The sequence below is a fragment of the Streptomyces europaeiscabiei genome (assembly GCF_001550375.1).
Lineage (GTDB): Bacteria > Actinomycetota > Actinomycetes > Streptomycetales > Streptomycetaceae > Streptomyces > Streptomyces europaeiscabiei.
In genome coordinates, this window is the sequence record NZ_LRTR01000391.1 from 1 (window position 1) to 24,318 (window position 24,318).

General features: G+C 70.9%; 18 protein-coding genes and 1 pseudogene. 14 read left to right on the plus strand and 5 right to left on the minus strand.

Features of this window, described 5'->3' with window-relative positions; all coding sequences use genetic code 11:
- Positions 1-85: 85 nt before the first annotated feature.
- Together AWZ10_RS18500 and holA are read left to right on the plus strand one after the other, a co-directional pair.
- Complete coding sequence (locus tag AWZ10_RS18500) at positions 86-331, plus strand: hypothetical protein (protein WP_037699972.1); 246 nt, start codon at positions 86-88, stop codon at positions 329-331.
- A gap of 176 nt (positions 332-507) precedes the next feature.
- Positions 508-1,494, plus strand: a complete 987-nt coding sequence (gene holA / locus AWZ10_RS18505) for a DNA polymerase III subunit delta (RefSeq protein WP_208618519.1) — start codon at positions 508-510, stop codon at positions 1,492-1,494.
- A gap of 388 nt (positions 1,495-1,882) precedes the next feature.
- On the opposite strand, the gene rpsT is transcribed toward holA, so the two are convergent.
- On the minus strand, positions 1,883-2,149 hold the full coding sequence (gene rpsT, locus AWZ10_RS18510) for a 30S ribosomal protein S20 (RefSeq protein WP_037699873.1): 267 nt from the start codon (positions 2,147-2,149) through the stop codon (positions 1,883-1,885).
- A 273-nt stretch (positions 2,150-2,422) separates the two neighbouring features.
- On the opposite strand from rpsT, the gene lepA reads away from it, so the two are divergent.
- Together lepA and AWZ10_RS18520 are read left to right on the plus strand one after the other, a co-directional pair.
- The gene (gene lepA / locus AWZ10_RS18515; protein ID WP_046706263.1) at positions 2,423-4,291 is read left to right on the plus strand and encodes a translation elongation factor 4; all 1,869 of its coding nucleotides are present in this window, start codon (positions 2,423-2,425) and stop codon (positions 4,289-4,291) included.
- A gap of 300 nt (positions 4,292-4,591) precedes the next feature.
- Positions 4,592-6,469: an AMP-dependent synthetase/ligase gene (locus AWZ10_RS18520; RefSeq protein WP_046706264.1), complete on the plus strand. Its 1,878-nt coding sequence runs from the start codon at positions 4,592-4,594 to the stop codon at positions 6,467-6,469.
- A 77-nt stretch (positions 6,470-6,546) separates the two neighbouring features.
- Here AWZ10_RS18520 and AWZ10_RS18525 read toward each other — a convergent pair whose 3' ends face one another.
- A complete protein-coding gene (locus tag AWZ10_RS18525) occupies positions 6,547-7,125 on the minus strand; it encodes a response regulator (protein WP_046706265.1) in 579 nt (192 codons plus the stop codon).
- Positions 7,122-11,309 (minus strand): HAMP domain-containing protein, encoded by a 4,188-nt coding sequence (locus tag AWZ10_RS18530; protein WP_244172517.1) that lies wholly within the window; start codon positions 11,307-11,309, stop codon positions 7,122-7,124. The genes AWZ10_RS18525 and AWZ10_RS18530 overlap by 4 nt, the downstream gene beginning before the upstream one ends.
- 104 nt (positions 11,310-11,413) lie before the next feature.
- Between AWZ10_RS18530 and AWZ10_RS18535 the strand changes: the two genes are divergently transcribed.
- The 3 genes from AWZ10_RS18535 (at position 11,414) to AWZ10_RS18545 (ending at position 15,861) form a co-directional block, all read left to right on the plus strand.
- Positions 11,414-13,765, plus strand: coding sequence for an ATP-binding SpoIIE family protein phosphatase (locus AWZ10_RS18535; RefSeq protein ID WP_060891608.1), 2,352 nt, complete (start codon positions 11,414-11,416; stop codon positions 13,763-13,765).
- A gap of 107 nt (positions 13,766-13,872) precedes the next feature.
- On the plus strand, positions 13,873-15,105 hold the full coding sequence (hemW, locus tag AWZ10_RS18540; RefSeq protein WP_046709389.1) for a radical SAM family heme chaperone HemW: 1,233 nt from the start codon (positions 13,873-13,875) through the stop codon (positions 15,103-15,105).
- A gap of 138 nt (positions 15,106-15,243) precedes the next feature.
- Positions 15,244-15,861, plus strand: coding sequence for a hypothetical protein (locus AWZ10_RS18545; protein ID WP_159015185.1), 618 nt, complete (start codon positions 15,244-15,246; stop codon positions 15,859-15,861).
- 56 nt (positions 15,862-15,917) lie between these two features.
- On the opposite strand, the gene AWZ10_RS18550 is transcribed toward AWZ10_RS18545, so the two are convergent.
- Together AWZ10_RS18550 and AWZ10_RS18555 are read right to left on the minus strand one after the other, a co-directional pair.
- Positions 15,918-16,733 carry a DUF3097 domain-containing protein gene (locus AWZ10_RS18550; RefSeq protein ID WP_046709385.1) on the minus strand — a complete coding sequence of 272 codons (816 nt, stop codon included), beginning with the start codon at positions 16,731-16,733 and terminating at the stop codon, positions 15,918-15,920.
- A 42-nt stretch (positions 16,734-16,775) separates the two neighbouring features.
- Complete coding sequence (locus AWZ10_RS18555) at positions 16,776-17,531, minus strand: MBL fold metallo-hydrolase (RefSeq protein WP_060891609.1); 756 nt, start codon at positions 17,529-17,531, stop codon at positions 16,776-16,778.
- A gap of 337 nt (positions 17,532-17,868) precedes the next feature.
- On the opposite strand from AWZ10_RS18555, the gene hrcA reads away from it, so the two are divergent.
- From hrcA to AWZ10_RS18590, 7 genes and pseudogenes are all read left to right on the plus strand, one after another.
- Positions 17,869-18,885 carry a heat-inducible transcriptional repressor HrcA gene (hrcA, locus tag AWZ10_RS18560; RefSeq protein WP_028796968.1) on the plus strand — a complete coding sequence of 339 codons (1,017 nt, stop codon included), beginning with the start codon at positions 17,869-17,871 and terminating at the stop codon, positions 18,883-18,885.
- A complete protein-coding gene (dnaJ, locus tag AWZ10_RS18565; RefSeq protein WP_046709387.1) occupies positions 18,886-20,019 on the plus strand; it encodes a molecular chaperone DnaJ in 1,134 nt (377 codons plus the stop codon).
- A 165-nt stretch (positions 20,020-20,184) separates the two neighbouring features.
- The gene (locus AWZ10_RS18570; RefSeq protein WP_046708067.1) at positions 20,185-21,291 is read left to right on the plus strand and encodes a nitronate monooxygenase; all 1,107 of its coding nucleotides are present in this window, start codon (positions 20,185-20,187) and stop codon (positions 21,289-21,291) included.
- A complete protein-coding gene (locus AWZ10_RS18575; RefSeq protein WP_046708066.1) occupies positions 21,288-22,028 on the plus strand; it encodes a 16S rRNA (uracil(1498)-N(3))-methyltransferase in 741 nt (246 codons plus the stop codon). The genes AWZ10_RS18570 and AWZ10_RS18575 overlap by 4 nt, the downstream gene beginning before the upstream one ends.
- Positions 22,029-22,072: 44 nt before the next feature.
- Positions 22,073-22,465 (plus strand): VOC family protein, encoded by a 393-nt coding sequence (locus AWZ10_RS18580; RefSeq protein ID WP_046708065.1) that lies wholly within the window; start codon positions 22,073-22,075, stop codon positions 22,463-22,465.
- Positions 22,466-22,550: 85 nt separating this feature from the next.
- A complete protein-coding gene (locus tag AWZ10_RS18585; RefSeq protein WP_234361202.1) occupies positions 22,551-23,129 on the plus strand; it encodes a hypothetical protein in 579 nt (192 codons plus the stop codon).
- Positions 23,130-23,195: 66 nt separating this feature from the next.
- Positions 23,196-24,318: pseudogene (locus AWZ10_RS18590) on the plus strand (PD40 domain-containing protein); the annotation flags it as partial.

The following is a 24,318-nucleotide window of genomic DNA, read 5'->3' on the forward strand; positions in this document are numbered from 1 at the left end:
CGGGGGGGCGGGGGGGGGGGGGAGACAGGGCAGCGGGACGGGGTGAGGGGGCGGGAGCGGGGCGCGCGTGGCGGAAAATGGAGGCGTGAGCGATGTGAGACATGTGCTGGTACTGCCCGATCGTGACGCGGCCGAGGAGGCGGCGGAGGCGCTCGGGGAGCGGTTCGGGCTGGACGAGGAGCCGCAGCTGGTGCGGGACGCGCTGGCCGGGGAGGACGACGCCGAGGACGCGCAGTGGTTGTTGGTGCTGCGGGACGAGCGGGGGCGGCTTGATCCGGTGGCGTTGGACGAGTTCGTGGGGGAGTGGGAGGGGTGGCGGGAGGAGCCGTAGCGCTCCGCCGGGGCCGCCGGGGCCGCCGGGGCCGCCGGGGCCGCCGGGTAATCGTCCGGTCGTTCGTCGGCTGCGGGTCGGTCGGTGGGGGTGCTCGCGTAGTTCCCCACGTCCCCTTGCGGGGCGCGGCTGCCGCGCGGGTCGGGTTGTCAGTGGGCCGTGGGATGCTGTTCGGGATGGCCAAGAAGAGTGTGAATGACGATCCCCTCGCTCCCGTGACGCTCGCCGTGGGCCAGGAGGATCTGCTGCTCGACCGTGCCGTGCGTGAGGTGGTGGCCGCTGCCCGGGCCTCCGACGCCGATACGGACGTACGTGACCTGTCCTCGGACCAGTTGCAGCCCGGCACGCTCGCCGAGCTGACGAGCCCGTCGCTCTTCGCGGAGCGGAAGGTCGTGGTCGTGCGCAATGCGCAGGATCTGTCGGCCGACATGGTCAAGGACGTGAAGGCGTATCTGGGGGCTCCCGCCGAGGAGATCACCCTGGTGCTGCTGCACGCGGGCGGCGCCAAGGGGAAGGCGTTGCTGGACGCGGCGCGCAAGGTGGGGGCGCGGGAGGTGGCGTGCCCCAAGATGACGAAGCCGGCGGATCGGCTGGCGTTCGTGCGGGGGGAGTTCCGGACGCTCGGGCGGTCCGCCACGCCTGAGGCGTGCCAGGCGCTCGTCGACGCGATCGGGAGTGATCTGCGGGAGCTGGCGGCCGCGGCGTCGCAGTTGGTCGCGGATGTCGAGGGGACGATCGACGAAGCCGTGGTCGGGCGGTACTACACGGGGCGGGCCGAGGCGTCGAGCTTCGAGGTGGCCGATCGGGCCGTCGAGGGGCGGGCGGCGGAGGCGCTGGAGGCGCTGAGGTGGTCGTTGGCGACGGGGGTGGCGCCGGTGCTGATCACCAGTGCGTTGGCTCAGGGGGTGCGGGCGATCGGGAAGTTGTCGTCGGCGCGCGGTGGGCGGCCGGGAGATCTCGCGCGGGAGCTGGGGATGCCGCCGTGGAAGATCGATCGGGTGCGGCAGCAGATGCGGGGGTGGACACCGGATGGGGTGGCCGTGGCGTTGCGGGCGGTGGCTGAGGCGGATGCGGGGGTGAAGGGTGGGGGGGACGATCCCGAGTACGCGTTGGAGAAGGCGGTCGTGACGATCGCGCGGGCGGCGCGGTCTCGTCGGGGGTGAGGTTTTCGCCCCCGACGCCCCTACCCGTCCCATCCTCCAGGGGTGCTGCCCCTTCGACCCCGGAAAGCGGGGGGAGTAGCGGTGAGTGGGTATGTGCGGGAGCGTCGTGGCTTGTCGCGCAGTTCCCCGCGCCCCTCAAAGACACGGGATTCCCCCAGCCCTCAGGAGCCCCACGGTTCCCCTCGGCTTTGAGGAGCGTGCGGCCGGCCGCCATGCCGGAAGCCCCGCCCCCACCCCGGGGAAGGGGCGGAGGCGGGGCCTCGGGTCAAGACGGTGGACCCATACCCGCGTGGCGAACGCAGGCCGCGTACGGGTCCGGGGTGCCGGGTGGGAGCGGATGAGAGAGGGCCCGCTCTGGTCCAGCCGACGATCAGATCAATGGTGGAGCTCAGCCCTTGAGGGCGGCGACCTTGGAAGCAAGCGCCGACTTCTTGTTGGCGGCCTGGTTCTTGTGGATGACACCCTTCGAGACGGCCTTGTCGAGCTGACGCGCGGCAGCGCGCTGGTACTCGGTGGCCTTCACGGTGTCACCCGCGGCAGCGGCCTCGCGGGCCTTGCGGATCGCGGTCTTGAGCGACGACTTGACGGCCTTGTTGCGAAGGCGCGCCTTCTCGTTGGTCTTGTTCCGCTTGATCTGGGACTTGATGTTCGCCACGAATGAGCCTTTTCAGCTACAGGTGTACGAAGACATGGAGGTCATGCAGGACATGCCGCGCATGGCTCGGACACCGTTTGATTTTCTTGGGGTGTGTCTCCTGCTGAGAGGGCACGAGACACAGCCGCCCACGCTACCAGCAGCCCGCCGGTCGGCCCAAACCGGTCGCCGCTCTCCGCCCGTGGGACCATGGTGCCTACGTATAGACCCGCTAGATCCGATCCGACCCGAGACCGCAGACGGCTGCGGACGCCTCAAGAATCAGGACCCTGCGTGCCCGCGATCCCTAGCCATGTGCCCGAGCCGAGCCGAACCGACCCGGCTCTGATCCGCAACTTCTGCATCATCGCGCACATCGACCACGGCAAGTCCACGCTCGCCGATCGCATGCTCCAGCTGACCGGAGTGGTCGATCAGCGGCAGATGCGTGCTCAGTACCTCGACCGCATGGACATCGAGCGCGAGCGCGGCATCACGATCAAGTCCCAGGCGGTCCGACTGCCCTGGGCCCCGACCGAGGAACCGGGCAAGACCCACATCCTCAACATGATCGACACCCCCGGGCACGTGGACTTCACGTACGAGGTGTCCCGGTCGCTGGCGGCCTGTGAGGGGACGGTCCTCCTCGTCGACGCGGCTCAGGGCATCGAGGCCCAGACCCTCGCCAACCTCTACCTGGCGATGGAGAACGACCTCAAGATCATCCCCGTACTGAACAAGATCGACCTGCCGGCCGCCCAGCCGGAGAAGTTCAGCGAGGAGCTCGCCAACCTCATCGGCTGCGACCCCGAGGACGTGCTCAGGGTCTCCGCCAAGACCGGTCTGGGTGTCGAGGCGCTGCTGGACCGGGTCGTCGCCGAGGTGCCCGCCCCGGTCGGCGTCCAGGACGCTCCCGCGCGCGCCATGATCTTCGACTCGGTGTACGACTCCTACCGCGGTGTCGTCACCTATGTGCGTGTCATCGACGGTCAGCTCAACAAGCGCGAGCGAATCCGCATGATGTCCACCGGCGCGACCCACGAGCTGCTGGAGATCGGCGTCTCGGCCCCCGAGATGAAGGCGGCCGACGGCCTCGGTGTCGGTGAGGTCGGCTATCTGATCACCGGTGTGAAGGACGTCCGCCAGTCCAAGGTGGGTGACACGATCACCACCCTGCACAAGGGGGCCACCGAGGCGCTCGGCGGCTACAAGGACCCGAAGCCGATGGTCTTCTCGGGCCTGTATCCGCTGGACGGCTCCGACTACCCCGAGCTGCGCGACGCCCTCGACAAGCTCCAGCTCAACGACGCCGCACTGGTGTACGAGCCGGAGACGTCCGCCGCCCTCGGCTTCGGTTTCCGCGTCGGCTTCCTGGGCCTGCTCCACCTCGACGTCATCCGCGAGCGGCTGGAGCGCGAGTTCGGGCTCGATCTGATCGCCACCGCGCCCAACGTGGTCTACCGCGTGGTCATGGAGGACGGCGCCGAGCACACGGTCACCAACCCGAGCGAGTTCCCCGAGGGGAAGATCGACGCCGTGTACGAGCCTGTCGTACGCGCCACGATCCTCGCGCCCTCCGAGTTCATCGGGTCGATCATGGAGCTGTGCCAGACCCGGCGCGGCACCCTGCTCGGCATGGACTACCTCTCCGAGGACCGGGTCGAGATCCGCTACACGCTCCCGCTCGCGGAGATCGTCTTCGACTTCTTCGACCAGCTGAAGTCGAAGACGCGCGGCTACGCGTCGCTGGACTACGAGCCCACCGGTGAGCAGAGTTCCAGCCTGGTCAAGGTCGACATCCTGCTGCACGGCGACAAGGTGGACGCCTTCTCGGCGGTCACGCACAAGGACGCGGCGTACGCGTACGGGGTGCGGCTCGTCGCCAAGCTGCGCGAGCTGATCCCGCGGCAGGCCTTCGAGGTGCCCATCCAGGCCGCCATCGGGTCGCGCGTCATCGCCCGCGAGACCATCCGCGCCATCCGCAAGGACGTCCTCGCCAAGTGCTACGGCGGTGACATCTCCCGTAAGCGGAAGCTGCTGGAGAAGCAGAAGGAAGGCAAGAAGCGGATGAAGATGGTGGGCTCTGTGGAGGTTCCGCAGGAGGCCTTCATCGCCGTCCTGTCCAGCGACGACAGCGCCGGCGGCGGCAAGGGCAAGAAGTAGCCACCGGCGGCGACCGCCGGACGACCGCGGGGTGAGAGCTGTTACCCCCGGAAACTCGGGCATGATGCGGGCCTGTCGCGTTTCGGCGCGACGGGCCCGCAGGTCGTCCGGGGGATGTCGCTGCGTGTTCGTAGGGTCGTTCTCGGTGGAAAGTGACTACCCGCCGCCCCTTACGAACCGGCCAACCGCGCTCTACCCTGATCACCACTCGATGGTTACTCGCGAGTTAAACAACAGCCGCTTTGAGCCAGCCGCACAGTCCATGAGCCAGCCGCACTGTCGCGTGCCCCGGAGGATGTCGTGAGCGACACACAGACCCTGATCGAGAACCGTCCGCCGTCCATGGCGGCCCTCTTCCTGGAGCGCGTGGAGGCCACGCCGGACGCCGAGGCCTTCCGCTATCCCGTGCCGCCCGCCTCCGGCCAGGGTCCCTCGGAGTGGAAGTCGCTGAACTGGACGCAGGCGGCCGAACGGGTGAACGCCATCGCGGCCGGGCTCGTCGAGCTGGGTGTACAGCCGGAACAGCGCATCGCCCTGTCCTCCGCCACCAGGATCGAGTGGATCCTCTGCGACCTCGGCATCATGTGCGCGGGCGCGGCCAACACCACGGTCTACCCGCAGACGAACGCCGAGGAATCCGCGTACATCCTGTCCGACTCCGGCAGCCGGATCCTCATCGCCGAGGACGCCGCGCAGCTCGCCAAGGCCCGTGAGAAGAAGGCCGAGCTGCCCGAGCTGACGCATGTCATCGTCATCGACCCCGAGGGCGCGGACCTCTCGGAGGACTGGGTGCTCTCCCTCGCCGAGCTGGAGAAGCGCGGCGCCGCGTACCTGGAGAAGAAGCCCGACCTGATCAAGGAGAAGGTCGGCGCGATCACCAAGGACCAGCTCGCCACCCTCATCTACACCTCGGGCACCACGGGCCGCCCCAAGGGTGTCCGCCTGCCGCACGACAACTGGGCGTACATGGCGAAGGCCATCGGCGCGACCGGTCTGCTCGTACCGGAGGACGTGCAGTACCTGTGGCTGCCGCTCGCGCACGTCATGGGCAAGGTGCTCCTCTCGGGACACATCGAGGTCGGGCACATCACCGCCGTCGACGGCCGGGTCGACAAGATCATCGAGAATCTGCCGGTCGTGCAGCCGACGTACATGGCCGCCGTGCCGCGCATCTTCGAGAAGGTCTACAACGGCGTCGTCGGCAAGGCGCGTGCGGGCGGCCCGGCCAAGTACAAGATCTTCCAGTGGGCGGCGGGGGTCGCCCGCGAGTACGCCAAGGTCAGCCAGGACAACTTCCGGCGCACCGGCACCGCGTCCGTCCCGTTCGGGCTGGAGGCCAAGCACAAGGTCGCCGACGCGCTGGTCTACAAGAAGCTGCGCGAGGCGTTCGGCGGTCGGCTGCGCGCCTGTGTCTCCGGCTCGGTCGCGCTGGCGCCCGAGATCGGCTTCTTCTTCGCCGGCGCGGGCATCCCCATCCTGGAGGGCTACGGCCTGACCGAGTCCTCCGCCGCCTCCTTCCTCAATCCGGGCGAGGCCTACCGCACGGGCACGGTGGGCAAGCCGCTGCCCGGCACGGAGGTGCGCATCGCGGACGACGGCGAGATCCTGCTGCGCGGCCCCGGCATCATGGAGGGCTACCACGGGCTGCCGGAGAAGACCGCGGAGGTCCTGGAGGCCGACGGGTGGTTCCACACCGGTGACATCGGGGAGCTGTCGCCCGACGGGTATCTGCGGATCACCGACCGCAAGAAGGACCTGTTCAAGACGTCCGGTGGCAAGTACATCGCGCCGACCGAGATCGAGGGGCAGTTCAAGGCGCTGTGCCCGTTCACGTCCAACGTCATGGTGATCGGCGCCGACCGCAACTTCTGCACCACCCTCATCGCCCTCGACGAACTGTCCATCCGGGGCTGGGCCGCGGAGAACGGGCTGGAGGGCAAGTCGTACGAGGAGATCATCGCCGCTCCGGCCACGGTCGAGATGGTCGAGGGGTACGTCAGGCAGCTCAACGAGGGCCTGCAGAAGTGGCAGACGATCAAGAAGTTCCGGCTGCTGCCGCGGGATCTCGATGTCGAGCACGGTGAGCTGACGCCGAGCCTGAAGTTGAAGCGGCCGGTGGTGGAGAAGGAGTACCAGCACCTTATCGAGGACATGTACGCGGGGGCCCGGGAGGCGTAGCGCCTTCTGCGGGGGTGGCGGGGACTGCTTGGCGGCTGCGGGATCGTCGTGGCTTGTCGCGCAGTTCCCCGCGCCCCTCAGGGGCGGCTGCCGTGGTCCCTCGTCACCAGGGCTCGGAGGTCTTGTAGCTGTATTCGGACCTCCGGCAAGTCCGGAGTGGATTCAGACAGTTGTTTCTGCAGGGCGGCCAGTTTCGAGTCGACCTGTTCCGTGAGCTCCTGTTGACCCGCCAGCACGCTCTCCAGTTGCCGGGTCTTGCGGTGCAGGTCCAGGAAGACGCTCACCTTCGCCCGCAGCACCCAGGGGTCGAAGGGCTTGGTCACGTAGTCCGCCGCGCCCGTGGCGTAGCCGCGGAAGGTGTAGCCCGCGTCCGCGTCGGTGCCGGTGAGGAAGATGATCGGGACGTCCTTGGTCTGGTCGAGGCGCTTGATGTTGGCGGCGGTCTCGAAGCCGTCCATGCCGGGCATGCGGATGTCCAGCAGGACGACGGCGAAGCGTTGCCGGAGGAGGGCCTTCATGGCCTCCTCGCCCGAACGGGCGCGTACCAGCGGCTCGTTGAGGGATCCCAGGACGGCCTCCAGGGCGATCAGGTTGTCCTCCATGTCGTCGACGAGGAGGATGCCCGCGCGTCCGTCGGTCCGGTCCTGAGTGGTCATGGTGAAGGTGCCTCGTTCTCGTCGGTGCGTTTCTCGGGTGTCGTGTCCGCCAGGGCCGCGGTGCTCGCCGGGGCCGCGGTGTCCGCCGGGTCCGCCGTGCCCTCCGGGTCCAGGACCGCGCAGACGACCGTGAGCAGTCGGTCGACGTCCACGGGCTTCGGTACGTAGTCGTTGGCGCCGCGGGCGATGGACTTCTCGCGGTCGCCGGGCATCGCCTTGGCGGTGAGGGCGACGATGGGCAGGCCGGCCCAGCGCGGGGTGCGGCGGATGGCGGAGATCGTCTCGTAGCCGTCCATCTCCGGCATCATGATGTCCATCAGGACGAGTTCGACGTCCGGGTTGCGCTCCAGGGTCTCGATGCCCTCGCGCCCGTTCTCCGCGTACAGGACGGTCATACCGACGCGGCCCAGGACATGGGTGAGCGCGAAGACGTTGCGGATGTCGTCGTCGACGATCAGTACCCGGCGCCCGGGCAGGACCTGACCGGCGCGTCCCGCCTTCCACGCCTCCAGCTTGGTGGGCGCGGGCCAGGTGTCGTCGCTGTCGTGGGCGGCCGGGTACGGCTCGATGGTCAGCTGCTCGGGTACGAGGCTGCCGGGCTCCTCGGCGGCGGGGCCCGTCACTCCGTGGCCGGGGCTGAAGACGGGGACGTACAGGGTGAAGGTGGAGCCCTGGCCGGGAACGCTCTCGGCGATGATGCGGCCGCCCAGCAGGCCGGCGATCTCGCGGCTGATGGACAGGCCGAGGCCGGTGCCGCCGTACTTGCGGTTGGTGGTGCCGTCGGCCTGCTGGAACGCCTCGAAGATCACCGGAAGTTTCTCGGCCGCGATGCCGATACCGGTGTCGGAGACCGCGAAGGCGATGACCTCGTCGTGGTCCTCGCGGGTGAAGGGGTGGTCGGGGTCCTTGACGCGGTTGACGGTCAGCTCGACCCGGCCGGACGCGGTGAACTTGATCGCGTTGGAGAGGAGGTTGCGCAGGATCTGCTGGAGGCGCTGCTCGTCCGAGTACATCTCACGCGGCACGCTCTCGCCGACCGCGACCTCGAAGGCCAGGCCCCGGTCCAGGGTGAGGGGGCGGAACGTGGCGTGGACGTAGTCCAGGAGCTTGATGAGCGGCAGGCGCTTCGGGCGTACGTCCATCCGGCCCGCCTCGATCTTCGACAGGTCCAGGATGTCGTTGATCAGCTGGAGGAGGTCGGAGCCGGAGCGGTGGATCGTGCTGGCGAACTGCACCTCCTGGTCGGTGAGATGGCCGTCCGGGTTGTCGGATAGCAGCCGCGCCAGGATCAGGAGCGAGTTCAGCGGGGTCCGGAGTTCATGGGACATGTTCGCCAGGAACTCCGACTTGTACTGCGAGGAGGTGGCCAGCAGCGCGGCCTTCTCCTCCAGTTCGGCGTTGGAGCGCTGCAACTCAGCCTGCTGTTTCTGGAGTTCGTCGGAGCGTTCCTGGAGCTGCATGGCGAGGCGCTGGGACTCGCCGAGGAGGGACTCCGTACGGGAGTTGGCGATGATGGTGTTGATGGCGACGCCGATGGTGTTCACGAACTGGTCGAAGAACGCCAGGTGGACATCGGAGAAGCGCGAGAAGGAGGCAAGCTCGATGACGCCGAGGAGCTTGTCCTCGAAGAGGATCGGGATGATGACGACGCTGGACGGGGAGGCCTCGCCGAGGCCACTGTTGATCTTGATGTAGCCCGGCGGGGCCTCCTCCACCAGGATCCGCTTCTTCTCGCGGGCCGCCTGCGCGACGAGGCCGTGTACGGGAAGGCCGCCGGTCTCGACGGTCGCGCCCTGCGCCGCGCCGTAGCCCGCGATGAAGGCGAGACCCTTGGTCGGCGCCACCGGGAGCGGGGCCGCGCCGTCCTCGTCGGGGTCGGCCAGGTAGAAGGCGCCGTACTGGGCGTTCACCAGCGGCGTCAGCTCGCGCAGGATCAGGTCGGCGACCTCCATCAGGTCGCGGTGGCCCTGCATCAGGGCGGCGAGGCGGGCGAGGTTGGACTCCAGCCAGTCCTTCGCGCGGGTGGTCTCGCGGAGGTTGGCCACCATCAGGTTGATGTTGTCCTTCAGCTCGGCGACCTCGCCCTGCGTCTCCACGGTGATCGAGCGGGACATGTCGCCCTGCGCCACGGCGGAGGCGACCTCGGCGATCGCGCGGACCTGGGTGGTCAGGTTCGACGCGAGTTCGTTCACGTTCGTCGTCAGGCGCTTCCAGGTGCCGTACACGCCCTCGACCCTCGCCTGGCCGCCGAGCCGGCCCTCGGAACCGACCTCGCGGGCGACCCGGGTGACCTCGGAGGAGAAGGAGGAGAGGGTGTCGACCATCGTGTTGATGGTGGTCTTCAGCTCCAGGATCTCGCCGCGCGCGTCCACGTCGATCTTCTTGGAGAGGTCGCCGTTCGCCACGGCCGTCGTCACCTGGGCGATGTTCCTGACCTGTGAGGTCAGGTTGTCCGCCATGTAGTTGACGTTGTCGGTGAGGTCCCGCCAGACCCCCGACACGCCCAGCACCTGGGCCCGCCCGCCGAGCGCGCCGTCGGTCCCGACCTCGCGGGCGACCCTGGTCACCTCGTCGGCGAAGGCACGCAACTGCTCCACCATCGTGTTGACGGTGTCCTTCAGCTCCAGGATCTCGCCGCGCGCGTCGACGGTGATCTTCTTGGAGAGGTCGCCGTTGGCGACGGCGGTGGTCACCTGGGCGATGTTGCGGACCTGTGAAGTCAGGTTCAGGGCCATGAAGTTGACGTTGTCGGTGAGGTCCTTCCAGACGCCGGAGACGCCCCGGACCTGCGCCTGGCCGCCGAGGTTGCCCTCGGTGCCGACCTCGCGGGCGACGCGGGTGACCTCGTCGGCGAAGGCGGAGAGCTGGTCGACCATCGTGTTGATCGTCGACTTGAGTTCGAGGATCTCGCCCTTCGCCTCGACCGTGATCTTCTTGCCGAGATCGCCTTGAGCGACGGCCGTGGAGACGAGGGCGATGTTCCTGACCTGGGACGTCAGGTTGTCCGCCATGAAGTTGACGTTGTCGGTGAGGTCCTTCCAGACGCCGGAGACGCCCCGGACCTGGGCCCGGCCGCCGAGGTTGCCCTCGGTGCCGACCTCGCGGGCGACGCGGGTGACCTCGTCGGCGAAGGCGGAGAGCTGGTCGACCATCGTGTTGATGGTGGACTTCAGCTCCAGGATCTCGCCCTGCGCGTCGACGGTGATCTTCTGGCTCAGGTCGCCGTTGGCGACGGCCGTGGTCACCTGGGCGATGTTGCGGACCTGTGAAGTCAGGTTCGAGGCCATGAAGTTGACGTTGTCGGTGAGGTCCTTCCAGACCCCGGAGACGCCCCGGACCTGCGCCCGGCCACCGAGCTGACCCTCGGTGCCGACCTCGCGGGCGACCCTGGTCACCTCGTCCGCGAAGGCGGAGAGCTGGTCCACCATCGTGTTCACGGTGAGCTTCAGCTCCAGCAGCTCGCCGGTCGCTTCGACGGTCACCGTGCGGGTGAGGTCGCCGCGCGCCACCGAGGTGGTCACCAGGGCGATGTCACGTACCTGCGCGGTCAGCCGGGCGGCCATGGTGTTGACCGCCTCCGTCACGTCCCGCCAACTCCCGGACAGGCCACGGACCTTGGCCCGGCCGCCGAGCCGCCCCTCCGTGCCGACCTCGCGGGCGACCCGGGTCACCTCGCCGGTGAACAGCGACAGCTGGTCGACCATCTTGTTCACGGCGCGGCCCAACCGCCGCAGATCGCCCCGGAGTTGGCGGTTGCCGTCGTGCAGGTCGACGCGCTGGGTCAGATCGCCGCCGGCCACCGCGTCCAGCACGCGCGTGGCGTTCGCGGCGGGGGCGACCAGGGCGTCGAGCGTCTGGTTCACGTCGTCGACACGGGTCGCCCAGGCGCCCTGGCCCGGACTGGCGGAGAGCCGCTCGTCGAGGCGGCCGTGGCGGACCAACTCCCGCCGCACGCGCTGTACTTCGGTGCCGAAGTGGGTGCTGCGGTCGATGATCTGGTTGAAGAGGGCGCACAGCTCCGCCACCGGGGCGGGGCCCGCCTCCGGGACTTTGGTGAAGCTGCCGTCGCGGGCGGCGGTCATGGCCGCGATCAGCGCGCGGAGATCGGATGCCCGGATCAGTCCGTCCGTTCGGCTGTCTTTCTGGCCGTTTTCGAGCACCCGCGTAGCACTGTTCTCACTCATGGTGGCCCACTTCGGTAACTCGGCGCTTATGGGCGTGGTCAGTCTGTCACTCTGGCCGTGCCGCCTGAGGCCTATTCGTCCGAACTTTCTCAGGGAGCCGCTCAGTGGGGGCCATTCCGACGCAACGGGACATCGTGTCCTGCGCTTCTGATACGCCGGCGCGCGTCGGGTCCGAGTCCCTGTACGACGCGCCCGCGTACGCGGGGCTCGACCGGCGCGCGGTGGCGCACCTGTCGCTTCCCAGCGGTCCGCTCGCGCCGGGAGCCGCCCGGCGCTTCGTCGGCGCCGCGCTCGCGGAGTGGGCCGAGCTCGACCTGCCGGGTGCCGCCGCCCTCTCCGCCCGCCTCGTCGAGGACGTGCTCGTGGTGGTCAGCGAACTGGTCACCAACGCGGTCGTCCACGCGGGCACGGACGTCGAACTGCTGTGCCGTCTCGGCCGCGACGTCCCTGCCGCCGCCGGGTGGCTGCTCGTCGAGGTCTCTGACCACCACCCCTCCAGGGCGGTGCGGGACGAGGGCGCCGAACGCCCCTACCTCGTCGAACGGCCTTACGGGGCCGCCGAGTACGGCCGTGGCCTGCGCCTGGTCGCCGCGCTCTCCGAAGCCTGGGGGATCACCTACCGGACCGGCGTGAAGACGGTCTGGGCGCGGCTGTCGGTCGACGGGGCGATGGCGGTGGAGGGCGCGTTCGAGGCGTACGGCGGCGATGAGGGGGGCGCGGGGGGCGAAGGCGGCTCGGGGGCTGCGGGGAGTGAGGGGACCGAGGAGGTCCAGGGGAGCCAAAGGGTCCAAGGGGTCCAAGGGGTCCAAGGCGTTCAAGGGGGCGAGAGCTGGGACGCGCGGGCGTACGCCGGTGCTGATGAAGCGCCGGATCTCGAAGGCGCGCGGGCGTACGCCGATTACTCCGGCTACGCCGGTGAGGCAGGCCCCGGACTCGGCGTCGGCCCGGTCGATCTGGTCGCCCCCGTGCCCCGGCGGGGCATGGAGCACGACCGGGAGTGGCTGAACCGGGGTGCGCTTTCCTTCCTCGCCGAGGCGTCCGATCTGCTCGCCGGGCAGTTGGACGAGGATCTGGTCGCCGCGCTCGCCGGACAACTGCTGGTGCCGAGGCTGGCCGACTGGTGCGCGGTGTGGCTGGAGGAGGAGGGCTTGGGCTGGCGCGGCGGTGACGGTTCGCTCGGCCCGGCGCCACGGCTCGCCCGCGTCTGGCACGGCAGCGAGAACCGCATCGAGGAACTGCGCCGGGCCCTGGAGAAGGACCCACCGAGGCTGCCCGAGTCGGTCAGGTCGCGGGCGGTACCTGTGCCGTGGCCGCAAACGGGGTCGGGGACCGAGGGGACGGATGAGGGGACGGAATCGGTTTCGGGGACCGGAACGGCTTCCGGGAGCGGCGCGCCAAGGGGCCGAGGCGGGCCGGTGAAGGAGGGCGAAGGCGGGCCGGTGGAGGCGGGCGAAGGCGGGCCGGTGGAGGCGGGTGGAAGCGAGGCGGGTGAAGGCGGGGCCGCGCTCGCCTACCGGCTGATCGCCGGAGGGCGGCCGCTCGGCACGCTCGTCATCGGCCGGGCCGGACTGCTCCGCTTCCCGGACGAGGTGACCGGGCTGGTCGAGGACCTCAGCCGACGGATCGCGCTGTCCATCGGCGCGGCCCGCCAGTACGCCCGCCAGGCCACCATCAGCCGCGTCCTGCAGCGCGGACTGCTGCCGGGCGCGGTCGCAGAGATCCCCGGTGTGTCGAGCGCGCTCGTGTACGAGCCGTGCGACAAGGGCGGGCCCAGCGGCGACTTCTACGACCTGTTCCCGGCGGGCCGGGGCCGCTGGGGCTTCGCGATCGGCGACGTGCAGGGCAAGGGCCCCGAGGCGGCGGTGGTCATCGGCCTCGCCCGGCCCTGGCTGCGGCTGCTCGCCCGCGAGGGATACGGCGTCGCCGACGTGCTCGACCGCCTCAACCAGCTCCTCCTCGACGACGCGACCGAGGCGGCGGACGCAGCCGCCCGCGCCCTGGTCACGGCCGGCGACCCCGGCCTCGTCGACCCCGAGGGCCCGCAGACACGCTTCCTCTCCCTCCTCTACGGCGAACTCGTCCCCGTGAAGGGCGGGGTCCGCTGCACCCTGGCCTCCGCCGGGCACCCGCTGCCGCTGCTCCTGGGCCCCGACGGCGACGTACGGGCCGTGGCCGAACCGCAGACGCTGCTCGGGGTGATCGAGGACACCGAGTACGTCTCCGAGACGTTCGAGCTGCGCTGCGGGGACACGCTGCTCTGCGTGACCGACGGGGTCACCGAGCGGCGCAACGGCCCGCACATGTTCGACGACGGGGACGGTCTCGCCGCAGTGCTCTCCGACTGTGCCGGGCTCGACGCCCAGCTGATCGCCGAACGGATCCGACGACTCGTGCACGAGTTCGGGGAAGGCCCGCCGGACGACGATCTGGCGTTGCTGGTGTTGCAGGCGGAGTGACGTAGCGGAATCGGAATGACGAGAGCGGAGTACCGAACGTCGGAGTGATGGAAGGTGACGGAAGGTGACGGACATCGTGGGCCGGCCGGTGCTGGACAATGGAGGGCATGCCTTCCGCACTCCCCGACGGTGAGCCCGTCCCCGACGACGGGGCGCTGCCCGCGCACGCCCTGGCCGGCGCGGCCGAGCGCCCCCTCGGGTTCTATCTGCACGTCCCGTACTGCGCGACCCGCTGCGGCTACTGCGACTTCAACACCTACACCGCGACCGAGCTGCGCGGCACCGGCGGTGTCCTCGCCTCCCGCGACAACTACGCGGACACGGTCGTCGACGAGATCCGCCTCGCCCGCAAGGTCCTCGGCGACGACCCGCGTCCCGTCCGTACGGTCTTCGTCGGCGGCGGCACACCCACGCTGCTGGCCGCCGACGACCTCGTACGGATGCTGGCGGCGGTCCGGGAGGAGTTCGGGCTCGCGGACGACGCGGAGGTGACGACGGAGGCGAACCCGGAGTCGGTCGACCCTGCCTATCTGGAGACCCTCCGCGCGGGCGGCTTCAACCGCCTCTCCTTCGGGATGCAGAGCGCCCGGCAGCACGTCCTGAAGATCCTCGACCGTACGCACACGCCGGGGCGCCCGGAGGCGTGTGTCGCGGAGGCCCGTGCGGCGGGGTTCGACCACGTCAACCTCGACCTGATCTACGGCACACCGGGGGAGTCCGACGACGACTGGCGGGCCTCCCTGGACGCCGCGCTCGGCGCCGGACCGGACCACGTCTCGGCGTACGCGCTGATCGTCGAGGAGGGCACGCAGCTCGCCCGGCGCATCCGGCGGGGCGAGGTCCCGATGACGGACGACGACGTCCACGCCGACCGCTACCTGATCGCCGAGGAGATGCTCTCGGCCGCCGGCTTCGACTGGTACGAGGTCTCCAACTGGGCCACCTCCACCGCCGGCCGTTGCCTCCACAACGAGCTGTACTGGCGCGGCGCCGACTGGTGGGGCGCCGGGCCGGGCGCCCACAGCCACGTCGGCGGCGTGCGCTGGTGGAACGTCAAGCACCCGGGCGCGTACGCGGGCGCGCTGGCCGCCGGGCGCTCACCGGGAGCCGGGCGTGAGCTGCTGGCGGACGAGGACCGCCGGGTCGAACGGATCCTGCTGGAGCTGAGGCTCCGGGAGGGCTGCCCGTTGTCCTTGCTGCGGGAGGAAGGCCTGGCGGCGGCCGGACGCGCCCTGTCCGACGGGCTGCTGGAGGCGGGACCGTACGAGGAGGGGCGCGCGGTGCTCACGCTGCGGGGGCGGTTGCTGGCGGACGCGGTGGTGCGGGACCTGGTGGACTGAGGCTGCTGGCGGGCTGAGACGTCTGGCGGACTGAGAACGGCTGGCGAGCCGAGAACATCTGGCGAGCCGAGAACGGCTGGCGGACTGAGACGCTGCGGCCCTGGTGGGGGCGGAGTCCCTCGGCTAAGGTCCCGCCCCATGATCTCTGGGGGAGCGCCGGCTGCGGACGCGGCGATATTGCGGTACGGCCTGCGGCGGTTTCTGTCGCTCCTGCCGCTCGGTCTCATCACGCTCACTGCCGGTGGGTTCGGCGTGATGGGGGTGGTCAGTGGTCTGCGCCGCGACGGGATCCTCGGCACCGGTTGGGTCGGCGTGCTGTTGATGCTGGTCGCGGTGGCCTTCGCCGTCCCGGTTGTCTCCAGTTGGCGGACCCGCCGGTGGGTGATGGCCTTCGACGCGACGGGATTCTGGTGGATCCGGGGCAAGGAGATCGCCCTGATCCCCTGGGACTCGCTCGCCGGGGTGGGTATCTACTATGCGCGCCATTCCACCATCGAACTGTGCCCCCGGGACGAGATCGACCGCGACGACCCGCTGCTGTGGGGGTTCGTCCGTGACACGGAACCACTCCGGCCCGGCCTGCCACGGTTGCGCTACCGCATCGGCATCCCCCACTCCCCCAACCCCTACGAGAAGGCCCTGCGCCAGTGGGCGCCCGAACTGTGGTTCGGGCTGGTGGCGCAGCCGCTGTCGTACGCGGGGCAGCCCGACCGGGAAGGACACCGGGAGCGGATGGCGAGGCGCGGAGCGGGCTGACCGCCGACGTCACGCACCGCTGACGTCACGCACCCCCCGAAGTCACCCCGCCGACGTCACGCACCCTCGCCGGCCGTGACGAAGTCGATCAACTCCTCGACCCGGCCCAGCAGTTCGGGTTCCAGGTCCCGGTAGGAGCGCACCCGCGACAGAATCCGCCGCTGCCACACCTCACCGGTGTTCTCCGGCCACCCCAGCGCCCGGCACACCCCCGTCTTCCAGTCCTGGCCGCGCGGCACGCGGGGCCACGCCGTGATGCCCACCGACGACGGCTTCACGGCCTCCCAGACGTCGATGTACGGGTGGCCCACGACGAGCGCGTGATCGCTGGTCACGGACTCGGCGATACGGGACTCCTTGCTGCCGGGGACCAGGTGGTCGACCAGGACCCCGAGGCGGGCGTCCGGGCCGGGGGCGAACTCGGCGACGATCGCGGGGAGGTCGTCCACGCCCTCCAGGTACTCCACCACCACGCCCTCGATGCGCAGGTCGTCGCCCCAGACCCGCTCGACGAGTTCCGCGTCGTGGCGGCCCTCGACGTAGATGCGGCCGGCGCGGGCCACGCGGGCGCGGGCGCCGGGGACGGCGACCGAGCCGGAGGCCGTGCGGGAGGGGCGGACGGGGGCCGCCGACGAGGGGCGGACCAGGGTGACCACCCGGCCCTCCAGGAGGAATCCCCGGGGTTCCAGCGGGAACACGCGGTGTTTGCCGAAACGGTCCTCCAGCGTCACCGTGCCCGCCTCGCAGCGGACGACCGCGCCGCAGAAGCCGGTGGTGGGCTCCTCGACGACCAGACCGGGGTCGGCCGGGACCTCGGGGGCCGGCTTGGGCTTCTTCCAGGGAGGGGTCAGGTCGGGTGAGTACTGGCGCATTCGGATGACGATAGGAGAACCCGCGCCCGGATGTCCCGGTGCTCAGCCCGACACGCCGAAGCGCCGTGCCAGCGCGTCCCGTTGGGCCCGCACGAACGCCGCGTCCACCACCGCCCCGTGGCCGGGCACGTACAGCGCGTCCTCGCCGCCCAGATCCAGGAGCCGGTCCAGGGCGGCCGGCCAGCGGGAGGGGATCGCGTCGGGGCCGGCCTGGGGCTCGCCGGACTCCTCGACCAGGTCCCCGCAGAACACGACCCCCGGAGACCCCGCGGAGCCCTCGGTGGCCGACCGGCCCGGGACCAGGACCACCAGGTCGTGGCCCGTGTGCCCCGGCCCCACGTTCGCCAGGAGCACCCGGACGTCGCCGCCCAGGTCGAGCGTCCACTCGCCGGAGACGTGGTGGCGGGGGCGTACGAGGAGGTCGGCGGCCTCGGTGGCGTCCGCCGGGGGGAGGCCGTGGTGCACGGCGTCGGCGCGGAGGGCTTCGCCGTCACGGGTCAGGACGCCGTCCACGCCCACCGCGCCGAAGACCTCCACCCCGGAGAACGCCGCCGCCCCGAAGACGTGGTCGAAATGGGGGTGGGTGAGCGCGAGATGTGTCACACGGGCGCCCCCGAGCAGTCGCCGCGCCTCGGTGCGCAACCGCGCGCCCTCCGGCAGGCTCGAACCCGCGTCGATCATGAGGGCCGAACCGTCCCCGACCACCAGCCCGACCGTGCAGTCCCAGCCGGGAAGGCGGCACCGTCCGACCCGGGGCGTCAATCCCTGCCATCCGCACTCTTCCCAAGTCACCGTCATGCGCCGACGCTAGCTGTAGCTCCCCGCGTGCCGGGTGAGGGAGGGTGTCGGAGGAGGCCGACGGGCAGGGTTCGGGTCGGCCGCGGGCAGGCCGAACGGTGCCGTGGCCACCGAGGGGCCGTCGGCCGGCGGCCCGGGTGGCGTCGACATCGTACGTACCAGTCGGTAGGAAGTGGCCCGACATCGACGGACAGGTCGGTACACGTCGGCACGACATGGCTGGACCGGCCTTGCCGGGGGCGTACCCCACCGCCGTACACTGGGCGGCAAGTGTTGGCACTCGCCCGGGGCGAGTGCCAAGGGAGAGCCACAGGAGAGCGAGCTGGAGGTGTGCGCGGTGCTCAGTGAACGCAGGCTCCAGGTGCTGCGCGCCATCGTCCAGGACTACGTGGGCACCGAGGAGCCGGTCGGTTCCAAGGCGCTCACGGAGCGGCACAACCTGGGGGTCTCCCCGGCGACCGTCCGCAACGACATGGCGGCGCTGGAGGACGAGGGCTTCATCGCCCAGCCCCACACCAGCGCGGGCCGCATCCCCACCGACAAGGGGTACCGGCTCTTCGTCGACAAGCTGGCCGGCGTCAAACCGATGACCCCGCCCGAGCGGCGCGCCATCCAGAACTTCCTGGACGGCGCCGTCGATCTCGACGACGTGGTGGCCAGGACCGTACGGCTGCTCGCGCAGCTCACCCGGCAGGTCGCCGTCGTGCAGTATCCGTCGCTCACGCGGTCGACGGTGCGGCACGTGGAGCTGTTGTCGCTGGCCCCCGCCCGGCTGATGCTCGTGCTGATCACGGACACGGGACGGGTGGAGCAGCGGCTGGTCGACTGCCCGGCGCCGTTCGGAGAAACGTCACTCGCGGATCTGCGCGCCCGGCTCAACAGCAAGGTCGCGGGCCGCCGGTTCACCGACGTGCCGAGGCTGGTCGAGGACCTGCCGGAGGCGTTCGACGTCGAGGACCGGGGCACGGTCACGACGGTGCTCTCCACCCTGCTGGAAGCACTCGTCGAGGAGAGTGAGGAGCGGCTGATGATCGGCGGTACCGCCAATCTCACCCGCTTCGGACATGACTTCCCCCTCACCATCCGGCCCGTTCTGGAAGCATTGGAGGAGCAGGTCGTCCTCCTCAAGTTGCTTGGCGAGGCCGGGGATTCGGGCATGACCGTACGGATCGGTCATGAGAACGCCTATGAGGGACTCAACTCCACGTCCGTCGTCTCCGTCGGTTACGGTTCGGGCGGCGAGGCAGTAGCGAAACTGGGCGTGGTCGGACCTACGCGCATGGACTATCCGGGAACGATGGGAGCGGTACGAGCGGTGGCACGGTACGTCGGACAGATCCTGGCGGAGTCCTGAGTGGCCACGGACTATTACGCCGTGCTCGGCGTGCGCCGCGACGCTTCCCAGGACGAGATCAAGAAGGCGTTCCGGAGGCTCGCGCGCGAGCTGCACCCGGACGTCAACCCCGATCCGAAGACCCAGGAGCGGTTCAAGGAGATCAACGCCGCCTACGAGGTGCTCTCGGACCCGCAGAAGAAGCAGGTCTACGACCTCGGCGGCGACCCGCTGTCCCAGGCGGGCGGCGGCGCGGGCGGCTTCGGCGCCGGCGGCTTCGGGAACTTCTCGGACATCATGGACGCCTTCTTCGGTACGGCGTCGCAGCGCGGTCCTCGGTCGCGTACGCGCCGGGGCCAGGACGCGATGATCCGGCTGGAGATCGACCTCGACGAGGCGGCCTTCGGCACGACGAAGGACATCCAGGTCGACACGGCCGTCGTGTGCACGACCTGCAGCGGCGAGGGCGCGGCCCCGGGAACCACCGCCCAGACCTGTGACATGTGTCGCGGTCGTGGTGAGGTCTCGCAGGTCACGCGGTCCTTCCTCGGTCAGGTCATGACCTCCCGGCCCTGCCCGCAGTGCCAGGGGTTCGGCACGATCGTCCCCAACCCGTGCCCCGAGTGCGCGGGCGACGGGCGGGTGCGGTCGCGGCGGACGCTCACGGTCAAGATCCCGGCCGGTGTCGACAACGGCACACGGATCCAGCTCGCCGGCGAGGGCGAGGTCGGGCCCGGTGGCGGTCCCGCCGGTGACCTCTACGTCGAGATCCACGAGCTGCCGCACTCGACGTTCCAGCGGCGCGGCGACGATCTGCACTGCACGGTGACGATTCCGATGACGGCGGCGTCCCTCGGCACGAAGGTGCCGCTGGAGACGCTGGACGGCCTTGAGGAGGTCGACATCCGGCCCGGGACGCAGTCCGGGCAGTCGATCCCGTTGCACGGGCGGGGCGTCACGCATCTGCGGGGCGGCGGCCGAGGCGATCTGATCGTCCACGTCGAGGTCCAGACGCCGTCGAAGCTCGATCCCGAGCAGGAGGCGCTGCTGCGGCAGCTTGCGGTGCTGCGCGGGGAGGAACGGCCCACGGGGCAGTTCCAGCCCGGGCAGCAGGGCCTGTTCTCGCGGCTGAAGGACGCGTTCAACGGGCGCTGACCGGTTGTCCGCCGGGCGCGGGTGACGCGTGGCCCCTCGCGCCCACGCCGCGGGGGGCCGCACATGTCGGCCCCGCGCCCCTTACGGCCCCGCGCCCCCTACGGGGCCGGGGCCCGCACCCTTCCCCGATTCGGCGAAGTCCGGTGGACATGGCAACATGCCGTCATGTCCTCCGCACTGACCGATCTCGTCCCGCTGCCGATCGTGCAGGCCCCGATGGCGGGCGGTGTGTCCGTGCCGCGGCTGGCCGCCGCCGTGTCCGAGGCGGGCGGGCTGGGGTTCCTCGCCGCCGGGTACAAGACGGCCGACGGGATGTACCAGGAGATCAAGGCGCTCAGGGCGCTCACCTCGCGCCCCTTCGGCGTGAACCTCTTCATGCCGCAGCCGGAGTATGCCGAGCCGGCCGCCGTCGAGGTGTACGCGGAGCAGCTGGCCGGTGAGGCCACCTGGTACGACGCCGAGCTGGGCGACCCCGACAGCGGGCGCGACGACGGCTACGAGGCCAAGCTCGCGGTGCTGCTCGACAACCCCGTGCCGGCGGTGTCGTTCCATTTCGGTTGCCCGACCCCCGAGGTCATCGAGTCCCTCGCCCGCAAGGGCACGCTCACCCTGGTCACCGCGACCTCGGCGGAGGAGGCACAGGCCGTGGAACGGTCCGGGGCCCACGCCGTGATCGTGCAGGGCGTCGAGGCGGGCGGCCACCAGGGCACCCACCGCGACGACCCCGAGCGGGACTGCGCCGGCATCGGCCTGCTCTCCCTGGTCGCCCAGGTCCGCGAGGCCGTGGCGCTGCCGGTGGTCGCGGCCGGCGGCATCATGCGCGGCGGCCAGATCGCCGCCCTCCTCACGGCGGGCGCGACCGCGGCCCAGCTCGGCACGGCGTTCCTCGCCACCACCGAGTCCGGCGCGCACGCCGTGCACAAGCAGGCGCTGACCGATCCCCTCTTCGTCCGCACGGAGCTGACCCGCGCCTTCTCCGGGCGCCCGGCGCGCGGTCTGGTCAACCGGTTCATGCGCGAGCACGGCCCGTACGCACCCGCCGCCTACCCCGAGGTCCACCACCTCACCTCGCCGCTGCGCAAGGCCGCCGCCAAGGCCGGGGACGCGCAGGGCATGGCGCTGTGGGCCGGGCAGGGGCACCGGATGACCCGGGACCTGCCGGCCGGGGAACTGGTCGAGGTGCTGGCCGCCGAGATCGCCGCCGCGCAGGCCGAACAGGCCTCCGCACAGGTCGGCGGGCAGGGCGGCCGGACCGGGAGCGAGGGCCGATGACCGCGCCGGTGTTCGTGGTGGAGCGGTTCGACGGCCGGGGATCGGAGATCGTGCTCGACGGCCCCGAAGGGCGGCACGCCGTCTCGGTGAAGCGGCTGCGGCCCGGCGAGGACGTGATCCTCACCGACGGGCGGGGCCGGTGGCTGGAGGGCTCGGTGAAGGCCGCCGAGGGCAAGGACCGGCTGGTCGTCATGGACGTGGGACGCATCCTCGAGGAGCCCCCGGCGCAGCCCCGTGTCACCGTCGTCCAGGCGCTGCCCAAGGGTGACCGGGGCGAAGTGGCCGTGGAGACCATGACCGAGGTCGGCATCGACGCGATCGTGCCCTGGGCCGCCTCCCGCTGCATCACGCAGTGGAAGGGCGAGCGGGGGCTGAAGGCCCTCGCCAAGTGGCGGTCCACCGCGCGGGAGGCGGGCAAGCAGTCCCGCCGGGTGTGGTTCCCCGAGATCGCGGACGCGGCCACGAGCAAGCAGGTCGCGGCGCTGCTGGCGAAGGCCGACTTCGCCGCCGTACTGCACGAGAGCGGCGACGAGACACTGGCCACGGCCGAGTTGCCGACGGCCGGGGAGATCGTGCTCGTCGTGGGGCCCGAGGGGGGCGTGTCGCCCGAGGAGCTGGCGCTCTTCGGCGAGGCGGGCGCGGGGGCGTATCGACTCGGACCCAGTGTGCTGCGCACATCGACCGCCGGTACGGCGGCCGGGGCGCTGCTGCTGGGCAGAACCGGACGCTGGTCCTGACCGTCCCGGTCCCGACCGCCGTCCCCGCAACCCCTGGGAGCATCGTGGAACTCGCACAAGTAAGGCTGCTCGTCTCCGATTTCGCCGCCTGCTACCGCTTCTACGCCGATGTCCTCGGGCTGAAGCCGCAGTCCGGGGCGGTCGAGGGGCCGTACGAGAAGTTCAGTCCGGCGGTCGGGTCCGCGGGCATCGCCCTGCAGGACCGGGCCATGATGGCGCAGGTGCTGGGGGAGCTGGCCGACGCGGCGAACGGGCACCGGTCGCTGGTCGTCCTGCGGGTCGACGATCTCGACACGTACTGCGAGCAGATCACCGCGCGCGGCGCGCGGCTCCTCCACGGCCCCGCACCCATGACCGACCGGATGCGCGTGGCCCATCTCAAGGACCCCGAGGGGAACTTGGTGGAGCTGCAGGAATGGCTGCTGCTGCGCGGCTGACGACCTCCGCACCCGTTCACTCCTTCCGGCAGCAGGGCCGCACGCGGTCTTCCGTCGTGCGGCGGGCGGTGGCAGGCTGCCGTGCATGGGGCCATGGAGGCGGGTCAGGGCATACCGCACGGGCGGGCGCCGGCTCCTGCTGGGAGCCGGGCTCGGCATCGGCGCGGTCCTGGGCCTGGTCGCCTGCGAGGGCGGCGGGCTCAACACCGGCGCGGTCGCGTTCACCACGGACCAACTGGGCACCAAGGAACTGGAGCGGCAGGGTCTCGACGTCCAGTGGCTCACCTGCACGGCGTCCTACGACGGCGACGGTGACCGGCAGGGCGACGGCAAGCAGGGTGACGGCAAGAAGTCCAAGTCGCCGTCCGCGTCCGTCAACACGGTCGCGAACGTCGACTGTACGGGCGAGGACAAGGAAGGCCGGGACATCACCCTCACCGGGAAGGTGACGAAAGAGGTCGACGGCAGGTGCGTCCGCGGGGACCTCAGAGCGAAGGTCGGCGGCAAGGAGTGGTTCCACGTCGACGTGCTGGGCAACTGCGACGCCCCCGACCCGACACCCGGGTCGCCCGACCCGGACCGGCCGGGACCGACCGTGACGGTCACCGTCACCCAGACCATCTGGTGCCAGAAGGACCCGGCGTGCCTGCCCGAGGGCAAGTGAGGCCCGGCGCGATGGACATGATCCAAACCTCTCCCAATCCGTCCGAACGCTGCTTACAGTGACCGGGTGACTCAGCTCGCGTATTTCCGGTATCCGCACCTGCACGGCGACCTGGTCGCCTTCACCGCCGAGGACGACGTGTGGGTCGCGCCTCTGGACGGCGGCCGTGCCTGGCGGGTCAGCGCGGACAACGTGCCCGTGAACCATCCGCGGATCTCCCCGGACGGCACCACCGTCGCGTGGACCTCCACGCGGGACGGCGCTCCCGAGGTGCATGTCGCGCCCGTCGACGGCGGGTCGGCCAAGCGCCTGACGTACTGGGGGAGTTGGCGCACCCAGGTGCGCGGCTGGACGCCCGACGGCCAGGTCCTGGCGCTCAGCACCCAGGGTCAGGCCAGCCTCCGCCGGAGCTGGGCGCGAGCCGTCCCGCTCGACGGGGGCCCGGCCACCACCCTCCCGTACGGGCCGGTCGGCGATGTCGCCCACGGCCCCGCCACCGTGCTGCTGTCCGCGCCGATGGGCCGCGAGGCCGCCTGGTGGAAGCGGTACCGGGGCGGCACGGCGGGCAAGCTGTGGATCGACCGCGCGGCCGAGGACGGCAAGGACACCGAGGGCACCGGGCCGGCCGGTGAATTCGTACGGCTGCACGCCGAGTTGGACGGAAACATCGAGTACCCGCTGTGGGTCGGGGACCGGATCGCGTTCCTGTCCGACCACGAGGGCGTCGGAGCGCTGTACTCCTCCCTCGCCGACGGATCGGACCTGCGGCGGCACACACCCGTCGACGGCTTCTACGCCCGGCACGCGGCCACCGACGGCACCCGCGTCGTGTACACGTCCGCCGGTGAACTGTGGCTGCTGGACGACCTGGACGGGGCCGAGCCGCGCAGGCTGGACATCCGGCTCGGTGGACAGCGCGTCGACCTCCAGCCGTTCCCGGCGAACGCCTCCCGCTGGTTCGGCTCCGCCTCGCCCGACCACACGGCCCGGGGCAGCGCCGTCTCCGTACGCGGCTCCGTCCACTGGATCACCCACCGCTCCGGCCCCGCCCGCGCGCTCGCCGCCGAGCAGGGCGTACGGGCCCGGCTGCCGCGCACCTTCCGGGTGGAGGGCGAGGAGTGGGTGGTGTGGGTGACGGACGCCGAGGGCGACGACGCGCTGGAGTTCGCCCCGGCGACCGGCGTCGGCC

What these genes read in the sequence shown, in the direction of transcription:
- hemW (WP_046709389.1), top strand. Translation starts at nt 13,873, where the DNA reads ATGCCTTCCGCACTCCCCGACGGTGAGCCCGTCCCCGACGACGGGGCG.
- AWZ10_RS18550 (WP_046709385.1), bottom strand. Translation starts at nt 16,733, where the DNA reads ATGCGCCAGTACTCACCCGACCTGACCCCTCCCTGGAAGAAGCCCAAG.
- AWZ10_RS18555 (WP_060891609.1), bottom strand. Translation starts at nt 17,531, where the DNA reads ATGACGGTGACTTGGGAAGAGTGCGGATGGCAGGGATTGACGCCCCGG.
- AWZ10_RS18585 (WP_234361202.1), top strand. Translation starts at nt 22,551, where the DNA reads ATGGGGCCATGGAGGCGGGTCAGGGCATACCGCACGGGCGGGCGCCGG.
- AWZ10_RS18575 (WP_046708066.1), top strand. Translation starts at nt 21,288, where the DNA reads ATGACCGCGCCGGTGTTCGTGGTGGAGCGGTTCGACGGCCGGGGATCG.
- holA (WP_208618519.1), top strand. Translation starts at nt 508, where the DNA reads ATGGCCAAGAAGAGTGTGAATGACGATCCCCTCGCTCCCGTGACGCTC.
- AWZ10_RS18570 (WP_046708067.1), top strand. Translation starts at nt 20,185, where the DNA reads ATGTCCTCCGCACTGACCGATCTCGTCCCGCTGCCGATCGTGCAGGCC.
- AWZ10_RS18545 (WP_159015185.1), top strand. Translation starts at nt 15,244, where the DNA reads ATGATCTCTGGGGGAGCGCCGGCTGCGGACGCGGCGATATTGCGGTAC.
- AWZ10_RS18530 (WP_244172517.1), bottom strand. Translation starts at nt 11,309, where the DNA reads ATGAGTGAGAACAGTGCTACGCGGGTGCTCGAAAACGGCCAGAAAGAC.
- AWZ10_RS18525 (WP_046706265.1), bottom strand. Translation starts at nt 7,125, where the DNA reads ATGACCACTCAGGACCGGACCGACGGACGCGCGGGCATCCTCCTCGTC.